We start from the raw sequence: 11585 nt of genomic DNA on the forward strand, positions 1-11585 counted from the left end.
TACCTAAATTATGCTTTGCCTTGATCTGGAATTTTTTTCCATGCATCATCACGTAAATATACCGGCAATGCCAATTCGGCACTGACCCAATTTTGTTGTAAAGCCGCTTGACGCGCAATTGTGGCAATATCTTGTGCTGTTGGATCAACTGTTTGATATTGAGTTGCTGTTGCCTCGAGCAAATGACTACCTGAACCGACCAGCGTATATTGCGCTGCGCTTAAAGCCGCTTCATAGCTCAGGAGTTGTTCAGCATCCACCGCCTGCATAATGCCGTGTTGATCAAGCTTAAAGCTGGCGATATAGACTTCGTTCATACGTGCATCAATTACCGCAGTGACTTCAGTTAAGCCATGTAAACGGTAGGCTGCTTGCGCTAATGCTTGTAAAGTTGAAACAGGCACCACAGGCAAATCATTTGACCAAGCTAAGGCTTGCGTCACCGCAGCATTAATCCGTACCCCACTAAAAGATCCAGGGCCACGACTAAATGCAATTGCGGTCAGTTCACTTGGCTGTAAGCCTTGTTGCTGTAAGCCTTGTTCAATCATCGGTAAGATGGTTTGCGTTTGCGCACGAGGGCGGGAATCAAAATCAAAAAACAACTCTTGGGTGTCATCGACAATACAGACGGAACACTGCTGATTGGCAGTTTCGAGTGCCAGCAATTTCATGCCAAACCTTAACTTTAAAATATTTAAAAATGGTGGCTATCATACTCCACTCCTAAAAACTTGGCGATACACGATACAAAAAAGCCAAACACGAGGTTTGGCTAAAATTGTTCCAGATTCTGCTTAGAGTTCAACGGCTTTTAGATCCTTAAAATCTGCAAAATGCGCAGCATAATGCAAGGCACTTTGTTTAAGTTTGGCAACCCCTTCTTCATCTAAAGTTTTTACCACTTTACCGGGTGAACCCATCACCACCGAGTTATCTGGAATGACTTTGCCTTCTGGAATTAAGGCATTGGCACCAATAATACAGTTCTTACCAATTATTGCATGGTTAAGCACCACCGCCTGAATGCCAATCAAAGCATTCTCACCAATCGTACAGCCATGTAGCATCGCTTGATGTCCAATAGTGACATAATCAGCAATGTGCATATCAATACCAGCATCGGTATGCAGTACGGCATTTTCTTGTACATTACTGTAATGACCAATATGAATTTTGGCATTGTCCCCACGCACCACAGCACCAAACCAAATACTGACTTTATCGCCTAATTCGACATTACCAATCACGCTGGCTGTAGGTGCCACCCAACCATTCCAAGGGGCATTGATGGCTTTAGGACTTAAATTTTTATATTGATATAACATAATAGACTCTTTATTTTTTGATTTTAAAAGCTGGAGAGTTCAGCAAAAATGGCCATTCTTTTTGATAATCAAGACCATATCTAAATAATGACACCATCATCCGTGCGGTTAAACCCCAGATAATTTCATTTTCCAAACGGAAACTTGGAAAATATAAGGATTGATGCTGAAAACGTACTTCATAAGGAATCGGTTTGGCTTCGAGCATTTTACGTAAGGAGACATAGAAGATTCGATCAATTTCACTGGGCTGTGGTACCAGTGGCAAATTGGGTGGAATAAAGCCCACCACCGGCTTCACCAACATACCGTTACGTGCCTTTTGCATCGGTAAATCGCCAATCAGCTCCACATCAAAAGGATTCAATCCAGTTTCTTCTTGTGCTTCACGCAGTGCCACCACAATATTACTGGTGTCTTGTGGATCACGTTTCCCCCCTGGAAAAGACACTTCTCCCGGATGACTATTCAAATACACCGAACGCCGTGTAAGTAACACTTTAGGATCATCTTCTTCGGTAATCGCAATCAGCACGGCAGCTTGTGCTTCACGAATGCGCTTAGAAAAACGTAATCGTTGTTGTAATAATAAAGTCAGTGCACGATCATCCATGTCGTTCGCTCTACGTCCTGATTTATGCAGTTAAATCACATCATAGCTGAATTTTTATTCTAAAGGATAGCGTGATCAGAGGATGCAGCCGCGCTTTTTTTACGTTATCCTGAGGCATCCGGTTATCATTGATGATGCATATGAACTTTTGCGGCAACTGCGGACAAAAAACAGTCGAGAAAATTCCTTTAGGCGACCACCAAGTCCGTCAGGTGTGTGGCAGTTGTGGCAATATCCATTATGTCAATCCCAAAGTCATTTGCGGTGCTTTAGTCGTGCATGAAGACAAAGTGTTACTCTGTCGCCGTGCCATTGAACCACGTTATGGTTTATGGACCTTACCTGCCGGTTACATGGAACTGTTTGAAACCATGGAGCAAGGTGCAGCGCGCGAAACCCGCGAAGAAGCTGAAGCTGAGGTGGAAATTGAACAATTGTATTGCATGTACAATATTCCACGTATTGGGCAAATTTACGTGCTCTTTAAGGCCAGTTTAGTCGATGGTAAATTTGGTGCTGGTGAAGAAACTATTGAGTCACGTTTGTTTAGCGAAGATGAAATTCCCTGGCAACAACTGGCTTTCCCAAGTGTAGAGCGCACCTTAAAACATTACTTTGCCGACCGCAAAATCGGACAATTTAATATGCATCTTGAAACCTTAGGTTCACGTTTAGATCAAACTGGTTAAGTGTGGCGAAAATGCCAACAAATTCGCTCAGTTTCGCCTAAAAATTTCAATTTTTGCCGCAAATTCTGTGCCCTCATGCTTATCTGAATCGAATTTTAGCTACACTAGGCATCTCCCGTTCGCCTGTGTAGATGTATGAGCCAAGCTGCTGTTTTTTGCCAACGACTTTGTTCCTCACAAAGCCCTGCTGAGTTAATCGGCACACTGAGTGCTTTAGATCCTTTGGTATATTTATATAATCAGGGCAAGCCTGTGATTGGTTGTTTTCCTGAGCAGTACTGCGTCTTAAAAGATGAGATGCAATACTTTCAAGCTACTACTCTAAATCAATACACGAAGATCGCAGCACAAGATTTTAGCCAACTGATTCAAAGTGCCAATGGCAGCACAACCAGCCATTCATTTAACGGTGGCATCATGGGCTTTATTGGCTACGATCACGGCGCAGCACAAGCCATTCATTTAAATTATAAAGATCAACCTGCTTTATTTTTAGGCATCTTTCACAGTTATTTAAGCTTAAAAGACGATGGTTGGTATTTTCACAGTACAGCTGTTAATGCAGCTGAGCAATTTGCTTACTTACAAGCTGCCTTACAACGAAAACCAGTCTTAGATTTCTATCTGACTCAACCCTGCCAAGCACGTTGGAATAAAGCTGAGTATCAAGCTGCATTTCAGCGCGTACAAGACTATATTGTCGCCGGTGATTGCTACCAAATTAACTTAACCCAAGAATTTGTAGGTCAAGCTCAAGGCCGCCTAAGTGCCACTGCAGAAAAATTTTGGCAATTGACTCAAGCGCCTTATGCAGGCTACCTACGTAACGGTGAATTTGAACTGCTCAGCTGCTCACCGGAACTATTTATTGAATTTAATGCAAAGCGCAATATTGTCACCAAACCGATTAAAGGCACCATGCCACGCTTTGCCGATGCCAAATTAGACGAACAGTCTAAACAACAGCTCATGGCGTCAGAAAAAGATCGTGCTGAAAACGTGATGATTGTGGATTTATTGCGTAATGATTTAAGTGTATATGCCGAAACCGGTAGCGTTAAAACGCCTAAATTATTTAATATTGAGAGCTTTAATCAAGTGCATCATATGGTCAGCGAAGTCACCGCCACCTTAAAAGCCGACGTTAAACCGTTTGAAGTGCTGATGTCTGCGCTGCCGGGTGGTTCTATTACTGGTGCACCTAAAATTCGCGCCATGCAAATTATCGACGAACTTGAACAAGCCCCACGCGGTGCCTATTGCGGCTCAATGGGATATTTTAATTTTGATGGCACTGGCAGTTGGAATATTCTCATTCGCTCCATTCAAAAGTATCAAGACGATATTTCTCTTTGGGCAGGTGGCGGGATCACCATTGCATCTCAACTCGATGCCGAATATCAAGAATGCTTTGATAAAGTTGCCGCACTCCTCAATTTGCTCAACACATGGGCTAAATAAAAAAAGCGACTCATAGGAGTCGCTTTTTTAGTACTTATTTAAGTTAAGCAACAGAAGCTAAAACTTGGTTTTTTAAGGTCTCAATTAAACGCTGATTTTCTGCATCTGTACCCACAGTAATACGTAAGTGTTGATTGATACGTGGCTTGTTAAAGTAACGCACAATCACACCTTGCTCACGCAATTGGCTGGCAATGTCTGCAGCATCTTTATGTGGATGTGACGCAAATACAAAGTTTGCTTTAGATGGCAACACTTCAAAACCCAGTGCCGTTAAATCAGCGGTTAGCTTTTCGCGGCTGGCAATGACTTTTTGGCATTGTGCTTCAAAATAAGCTTGATCTTCAAAAGATGCTTTGGCAGCAGCAATCGCAAAATGATCCATTGGATAAGAGTTAAAGCTGTTTTTAACCGCCTCTAAAGCGGCAATTAAATGTGGCTGCGCAATCGCAAAACCAACACGTAAACCCGCCAATGAACGCGATTTAGAGGTGGTTTGACACACCACTAAGTTTTCGTATTTTTCAACTAAACTTACCGCAGATTGGGCACCAAAATCGACATAGGCTTCATCAATCACCACCACCGAATTTGGATTGGCTTGTAGCACCTCTTCAATGGCGCTTAAGCCTAAATCAATACTGGTTGGGGCATTAGGATTGGTAATGATGATCCCACCATTCGGCTGCTTATAATCCTCTACCACAATCTCAAAATGATCATTGAGTGGCAAAATCTTGGTTTCCACCCCAAAGAATTGGCTATACACTGGATAAAAACTATAAGTGATATCCGGATATAAAATTGGCAACTCTTGCACAAAAAAGGCTTTAAAGATATGCGCTAAAACCTCGTCCGAACCATTTCCCACAAACACTTGATTGGCAGCGACGTTTTGCTGCTTAGCAATCGCCTGTTTTAAATCACTGGCATCTGGGTCTGAGTAAAAACGTAAAATATCGGCAGAATTAGCTAATAATTGTTGTACCGCTTCTGCAACTTTTGGCGAAGGTGGATATGGGTTTTCATTGGTATTGAGTTTGAGTAAGTTGTCAATTTTAGGTTGCTCACCCGGTACGTACGGTTCAAGCTCGCGTACGGCTGGGCTCCAAAAACGCATTTGTTGTGTAGTCACATTAGACATGCTGCTGTTCTCTTTCGTCATTGGCCCAAACCTCTGTTTTGAATCAGTTGAAGTTTATCTTGCTGAGTTTTGCAGAGGTTTGCATTGGCAAATTCAATCTATTATATGGCTTAATCTTGATAGCGGTAACGGGCAGAACGCGCATGCGCATCAAGGTTTTCTTGTTGAGCCAATACATCAGCTGTACGTGCTAAAGTTTTTACGCCGTCTTTAGAACACATAATCAAGCTTGAACGTTTTTGGAAGTCATATACGCCAAGCGGTGATGAGAAACGTGCTGTACCTGAAGTAGGTAACACATGGTTAGGGCCCGCACAGTAGTCACCAATCGCTTCTGGGGTGTAACGGCCCATAAAGATCGCACCAGCATGACGAATCTCTTCAGCCATGGCCTCTGCTTCATCTAAACATAACATCAGATGTTCAGGTGCCACTTGATTAATCAACTCGATGCCTTCAGCACGGTCTTGCACCAAGACCAAAGCGCCGCGGTTTTCAATTGAGGTACGTGCAATATCGGCTTTTGGTAGCGCTTCTAAGTGTTTTTCGATCCACTCACCCACCGCATTCAATAACTCTTCATCAGGCGTGATAAATACTGCTTGTGCTACGGTATCGTGCTCAGCTTGTGACAATAAGTCCATGGCTAACCATTCTGGGTTATTGTCGCCTTCTGCATAAACTAAGATTTCTGAAGGGCCGGCAATCATATCAATACCGACTTGACCAAACACGGCACGTTTTGCCGCAGCCACGAAACGGTTGCCCGGCCCTGTGATTTTATCGACAGCAGGCACAGTTTGGGTACCATATGCCAGTGCTGCCACCGCTTGCGCACCACCAATGGTGAATACGCGCGTTACACCAGCTAAATAAGCCGCTGCCAACACCAAGGGATTTAATTCACCATTCGGCGCAGGCACCACCATAATAATCTCAGGCACCCCTGCTACATGCGCAGGCACTGCGTTCATCAACACTGAGGATGGATAAGATGCTAAACCGCCCGGTACATAAATACCCACACGATCAAGTGGTGTCACTTTTTGACCGAGAGTGTTGCCTAAGGCATCTACATAGGTCCAACCGTCTTGCTTTTGCGCTTGGTGAAATTCACGTACACGATGAGCCGCTAGCTCTAAAGCTTCACGCACTTCAGTCGTTAGACCTTCAAACGCGGCTTTAAGCGCTTCTTGAGTCAGTTCGAGATCTGAAAATTGATGCGCAGGATGTCGATCGAACTGCTGTGTCAGCTTAAGAACATGAGCGTCACCATGCTGACGAACGTCAGCAATGATTTGGTCTACAGTCTTTAAAAGTTCAGGATCGCTAACAGTCTCAAAAGCCAACAAATCAGCAAAGATTTGTTTAAAGTTTTGATCTTGAGTCGATAAACGTCGCATCAATTTACCCACAACATGTCTATAAGAAAACTTTAGTTTACCTGTTTTCTGATCTTTTGTCGGTATCTATCTGTGCAGTTTAATTGGAAATAGCTTTTGTCAGGATTGATTAAAAGCTGAGTTGATCTTTCACATAAAAAAACCGCCTCGGAAGGCGGTTTTGGATCACAAAACGATTTAAGCTTTTTTGCCTGCTTCACGTTCTTCGACCGCTTTTTCAAGCTGCGCTAGAATTGGATTAAGCAATTGTTGCTTACGTTTAAAGCTGGCTTTATTCACGATTAAACGCGAAGATACTTTACAAATTTCTTCTAATGGTTCTAAGCCGTTAGCACGCAAAGTATTACCTGTATCGACCACGTCAACAATGTAATCACCTAAGCCCACTAATGGCGCTAATTCCATTGAACCGTAAAGTTTAATCACATCTACTTGCTCACCAAGGCTTGCATAGTATTGACGGGTTAAATTCACGTATTTAGTGGCGATTTTTAAACGGCCTTTCGGACGTTGCATACCCACTTTACCCGCTGTCATTAACTTACAGTTGGCAATTTTTAAATCGAGCGGTTCATAGACGTTTTGTGCGCCATGTTCCATCAGCACATCTTTACCGGCAACACCAAGATCCGCTGCACCATTTTCAACATAAGTCGGTACATCAGAGGCACGTAAAATTAAAATACGTACATGCTTATGCGTAGTTGGGAAAATTAATTTACGCGATTTATCTGGATCTTCCAAAAGATTAATGCCCGCTGTTTCTAACAGTGGCAATGTTTCTTTTAAAATACGACCTTTACTTAATGCTAAGGTTAAACCATGATCAAAATTGCCCATTACGTCAAAGTTTGGATCATCGTTTCTCATATCGCTCATTAATCTTACTCGCTTACTCGCTTAATTTGGGCACCTAAACCTTGTAATTTTGCTTCTACATCTTCATAACCGCGGTCAATATGATAGATACGGTCAATCAATGTTTCACCATCAGCAGCAAGTGCTGCTAATACCAATGAAAATGAAGCACGTAAATCTGTTGCCATAACAGGTGCTGCAGAAAGCTGTTCTACCCCTGTTACCACTGCATCATTACCTTCGACCTGAATGTTAGCACCCATACGTGACAATTCAGGCACATGCATAAAGCGGTTTTCAAAAATTGTTTCTGAAATTGTTGCAAAACCACGACCAATGGCATTGACTGCCATAATTTGGGCTTGCATATCGGTTGGAAATTCTGGATGTGGCAAGGTACGGAAGCTAACTGCTTTGGGGCGTTTGCCCTGCATATCAAGCTCAATCCAATCATCACCACGGGTCACTTCCGCACCCATTTCTTCAAATTTGTCTAATACAGCTTCTAATAGACTTGGATCGGTATGTGTAGTTTTAACACGGCCACCCGTAATGGCTGCTGCTGCTAAATATGAACCGGTTTCAATACGATCCGCCACAACTGCATATTCACAGCCATGTAAGCTTTCTACACCAGTCACCACCAGCGTGTCCGTATCTAAACCCTCAATCTTGGCACCCATCTTAATGAGCATCTTGGCAAGATCTGTAATTTCAGGCTCACGCGCGGCATTACGAATCGTGGTTACGCCATCAGCAAGTACCGCAGCTGTTAAGATATTTTCGGTACCACCAACGGTGACCATATCAAAAACAACTTCACCGCCTTTTAAGCGACCGTCTACTTCTGCTAACACATAGCCATTTTCAACTTCAATCTTCGCACCTAAGGCTTCAAGTGCTTTTAAATGTTGATCAACTGGACGTGAACCAATGGCACAGCCACCCGGTAAAGAGACTTTAGCTGAACCGTAACGCGCCAGCAAAGGACCCAACACCAAAATCGAAGCACGCATGGTTTTCACCAATTCGTACGGTGCAAATTGATTATCTAATGTTGAAACATCCGCTGTAACGGTATCCCCTGCATAGCTGATAGTGACACCTAAGCCTGCGATCAACTGCACCAATGTATTAACATCTTTAAGATTAGGTACATTGGTAAGCGTAATTGGCGTATCAGCTAGAATTGTCGCGGCAAGTAACGGTAAGGCTGCATTTTTTGCACCTGAAATTCGTACTTCACCTTCGAGCTTAGTACCACCTTGAATTAAAAATTTATCCATTAACGAATTAAGCTCCGAAAAGACTAGCTTTACGCCATTCTTCTTTGGTCATTGCACGAATTGTGACAGCATGCACTTCACCACTTGCAATATAAGAATTGAGCGGTGCGTAAACAGCTTGTTGGCGAGCAACCGGACGTTTACCTTCAAATTGATCATCGACAATACGAAGATCAAATTTTCCGCCTTGCCCACTTACAGCAACTTCAGCCTCAGGAAAAGCAGCTTTTAAAATATCAGTGAGCTGATCACTATTCATCGCAAAGACCTCTTATATTAGATCAAGGGTGTAAAAACCTGTCATTCTACTATAAATGACAAAAATAATTCATTAGTGATATACATTATATCTATAAAAAAAGAGGTTTAAAAAAACCTCTTTTTTGCTTTTTTAAGCACTAAGGTAAAATCGCCTGATACTCAGTTTGAGATTCACGATATTTTTCGAGTTGACGTTTTAACTTTTCCGTCATTTTTTTAATTGAACTATACATATCATCCGCTGTAGCCTGCGCAAAAAGTTCCGCTCCAGGTACACGTATAATGGCTTCCGCAATATGGTTACTACTGCCTTTTTTAGAGCGCTTATCTACCTGATGATCCTTGCTTAACTTGACCTGCATACTACTCACTTGATCGAGATGCTTAGTCATTTGTGCAAATTTACTGCGGATATTGTCTTCAATCGCAGGAGTAATAGTTAAATGATGACCACGAATTGTAATTTGCATAGTTCTATCCCTCAAAGTTTAGGATGGAATACGTCGCAGACTTAATAAACGCTTAAGCTGCACCTTTATTGGTCATTATGTTGTCATAATGCATCTTTACAATTACCGCACTTTAAAATTTAGATCAATACTTTTCGTTCAGAAGACGATGGAATGTTCAGCGATTCCCGATATTTCGCCACTGTTCTACGTGCTACATCAATACCTTCTTCTTTAAGTAAATTTGCAATTGCGTTATCAGACAATGGCTTACGTATATTTTCTTCACTAATGAGTTTTTTAATTTTGGCACGAATCGCAGTTGAAGATGCTTCTCCACCTGTGGTTGTACCGACATGACTTGAAAAGAAATATTTCAATTCAAATAAACCGCGTGGTGTTAACATATATTTATTAGTGGTGACCCGTGACACAGTCGATTCATGCAACTCAACTTCTTCAGCAATATCACGCAATACTAAAGGTCGCATACCCTCTGCACCAATTTCTAAAAATGCTTTTTGGTGTTCAACAATACAACTGGCGACTTTCAAGAGTGTTTTATGTCGCTCATCAATACTTTTAATAAAGTTTTTTGCTTCTAACATTTGATTACGTAAGTACTGATTATCATCACTTTGATCAGCACGACGGATCATATTGGCATAAAAAGAATTCACTCTTAACTTAGGCACAATATCTGGATTAAGTTGCACCTGCCAAATATCATTTTTTTTCGCCACGACCACATCTGGAATTTGATAATCTGATTCTTTATTTTCAAAGTCTAAACCTGGATGTGGCTTTAAAGTTTTGAGCAAGGCAAGGGCTGATTTTAGTTGCTCTGTATTTAAACCCGTTTGCTTGATCAGTTTACTTAATTCATTATTAATCAATAACTCATAATGCTGCAACAACAACAAAGCTTCACGACGATTTTTAGTATGGCTAGGTAGTAAATCCAATTGTACAGCCAAACATTCAGCTAAATTACGCGAACCTACACCTACAGGATCAAGTCGTTGAATACATTTGAGTACCGCAACCACCTCATCATCTTCAACTTCTTCTTCATAATCCATAGATTGCAATAAATGCTGTACAGATGCAGTGATTTCTGAGATTTCTGCATCTAAAAAACCTTTTTCATCTAATGAATCGATTAAACAGTAGGCGATCAACTTATCAATTTGACTAAAATTAAGTAAGTTAATCTGCTCAAGCATATGTTCACTCAAACCTAAATGACCTTGGCGATTATCTTCACGCTCTTCAAAGTCAGCTGTACCTAAACTTGTAGGCTGATGGGTATAAACATCATCCCAATCCGTATCTACAGGCAGATCATCTGGCAAATGATCAGCATTGAGTTCCTTAGTGAGGTCTTTATCATCCGTTTCTTTGTCTAAACTAGATAAACTTTCAAGCGTATTTTGCTCTTCCACATGTTCTAACAATGGATTACTTTCTAGTTGAATTTGGATCTCTTGCTCAAGTTCTAGGCTTGACAATTGCAGTAGGCGGATCGCTTGTTGTAACTGTGGTGTTAAGGAAAGTGAGTTTGCAACCTTTAATCCAACTGATAACCGCATGCTGTTTTACCCTCATTATTCTGCGCTCTTTGTAAGCAATTTTTATGCCTGTTTAATTTTTTATAGCATAGATAAATCAAAAATCATACAGCTTTTAGAGAATTGAGACTAAATAGCTAGAAAAAATATTAATATCAACAGCAGAAAATATTTTTAAAGTTTAAACAATTTCATGCAAATTCTGAGGATGTTTATTGCTTTTTATAGGCGAAAAAAAATCCCCCGATCAACGATCGGGGGATTTTTAGAATAATGAGCTGGCGATGACTTACTCTCACATGGGTAACCCCACACTACCATCAGCGCTAAGAGGTTTCACTTCTGAGTTCGGGAAGGGATCAGGTGGTTCACTCTTGCTATTGTCGCCAGCACAACTTGGATGCTTACTCATCAGGTCTTACAAATGCCTAACTTTCGTCAAATGAGTTATTAACAGGATATATCTGAGTCGTCTATTTTGTTCGTTAGCGTTAACTAAATCAAGTTGTTTGTAGTGATTTT

At 41.5% G+C, this 11585-nt stretch carries 12 protein-coding genes and 1 rRNA gene; 2 read left to right on the plus strand and 11 right to left on the minus strand.

Annotation, left to right across the window (positions count from 1 at the left end):
* Window positions 1–8 precede the first annotated feature (8 nt).
* The 3 genes from tsaB to AC5YCI_RS14760 all read right to left on the minus strand — a co-directional run bounded on the left by tsaB (window position 9) and on the right by AC5YCI_RS14760 (window position 1941).
* Window positions 9–674 carry a tRNA (adenosine(37)-N6)-threonylcarbamoyltransferase complex dimerization subunit type 1 TsaB gene (tsaB, locus tag AC5YCI_RS14750; protein ID WP_496130554.1) on the minus strand — a complete coding sequence of 222 codons (666 nt, stop codon included), beginning with the start codon at window positions 672–674 and terminating at the stop codon, window positions 9–11.
* A gap of 123 nt (window positions 675–797) precedes the next feature.
* Window positions 798–1328, minus strand: coding sequence for a gamma carbonic anhydrase family protein (locus tag AC5YCI_RS14755; protein ID WP_496130555.1), 531 nt, complete (start codon window positions 1326–1328; stop codon window positions 798–800).
* A 10-nt stretch (window positions 1329–1338) separates the two neighbouring features.
* Window positions 1339–1941 carry a CoA pyrophosphatase gene (locus AC5YCI_RS14760; RefSeq protein ID WP_496130556.1) on the minus strand — a complete coding sequence of 201 codons (603 nt, stop codon included), beginning with the start codon at window positions 1939–1941 and terminating at the stop codon, window positions 1339–1341.
* A 140-nt stretch (window positions 1942–2081) separates the two neighbouring features.
* Between AC5YCI_RS14760 and AC5YCI_RS14765 the strand changes: the two genes are divergently transcribed.
* Together AC5YCI_RS14765 and pabB are read left to right on the plus strand one after the other, a co-directional pair.
* Window positions 2082–2630 carry an NUDIX hydrolase gene (locus AC5YCI_RS14765; RefSeq protein WP_496130557.1) on the plus strand — a complete coding sequence of 183 codons (549 nt, stop codon included), beginning with the start codon at window positions 2082–2084 and terminating at the stop codon, window positions 2628–2630.
* A gap of 135 nt (window positions 2631–2765) precedes the next feature.
* The gene (gene pabB / locus AC5YCI_RS14770) at window positions 2766–4091 is read left to right on the plus strand and encodes an aminodeoxychorismate synthase component I (RefSeq protein ID WP_496130558.1); all 1326 of its coding nucleotides are present in this window, start codon (window positions 2766–2768) and stop codon (window positions 4089–4091) included.
* A gap of 43 nt (window positions 4092–4134) precedes the next feature.
* On the opposite strand, the gene hisC is transcribed toward pabB, so the two are convergent.
* The 8 genes from hisC to rrf all read right to left on the minus strand — a co-directional run bounded on the left by hisC (window position 4135) and on the right by rrf (window position 11454).
* A complete protein-coding gene (hisC, locus tag AC5YCI_RS14775) occupies window positions 4135–5235 on the minus strand; it encodes a histidinol-phosphate transaminase (RefSeq protein ID WP_496130564.1) in 1101 nt (366 codons plus the stop codon).
* A gap of 110 nt (window positions 5236–5345) precedes the next feature.
* Window positions 5346–6650, minus strand: coding sequence for a histidinol dehydrogenase (gene hisD / locus AC5YCI_RS14780; RefSeq protein WP_496130559.1), 1305 nt, complete (start codon window positions 6648–6650; stop codon window positions 5346–5348).
* A gap of 165 nt (window positions 6651–6815) precedes the next feature.
* Window positions 6816–7517, minus strand: a complete 702-nt coding sequence (gene hisG / locus AC5YCI_RS14785; protein ID WP_496130560.1) for an ATP phosphoribosyltransferase — start codon at window positions 7515–7517, stop codon at window positions 6816–6818.
* 5 nt (window positions 7518–7522) lie between these two features.
* Window positions 7523–8782: a UDP-N-acetylglucosamine 1-carboxyvinyltransferase gene (murA, locus tag AC5YCI_RS14790; protein WP_496130561.1), complete on the minus strand. Its 1260-nt coding sequence runs from the start codon at window positions 8780–8782 to the stop codon at window positions 7523–7525.
* Between the two features lie 7 nt (window positions 8783–8789).
* Complete coding sequence (ibaG, locus tag AC5YCI_RS14795) at window positions 8790–9041, minus strand: BolA family iron metabolism protein IbaG (RefSeq protein ID WP_122902352.1); 252 nt, start codon at window positions 9039–9041, stop codon at window positions 8790–8792.
* A gap of 139 nt (window positions 9042–9180) precedes the next feature.
* On the minus strand, window positions 9181–9513 hold the full coding sequence (gene hpf / locus AC5YCI_RS14800; protein ID WP_496130562.1) for a ribosome hibernation-promoting factor, HPF/YfiA family: 333 nt from the start codon (window positions 9511–9513) through the stop codon (window positions 9181–9183).
* Window positions 9514–9632: 119 nt separating this feature from the next.
* A complete protein-coding gene (locus AC5YCI_RS14805) occupies window positions 9633–11084 on the minus strand; it encodes an RNA polymerase factor sigma-54 (RefSeq protein ID WP_496130563.1) in 1452 nt (483 codons plus the stop codon).
* Between the two features lie 255 nt (window positions 11085–11339).
* Window positions 11340–11454: ribosomal RNA gene (gene rrf / locus AC5YCI_RS14810) — 5S ribosomal RNA — on the minus strand.
* Window positions 11455–11585: the final 131 nt, after the last annotated feature.

This window comes from Acinetobacter sp. CY17, from assembly GCF_059515825.1.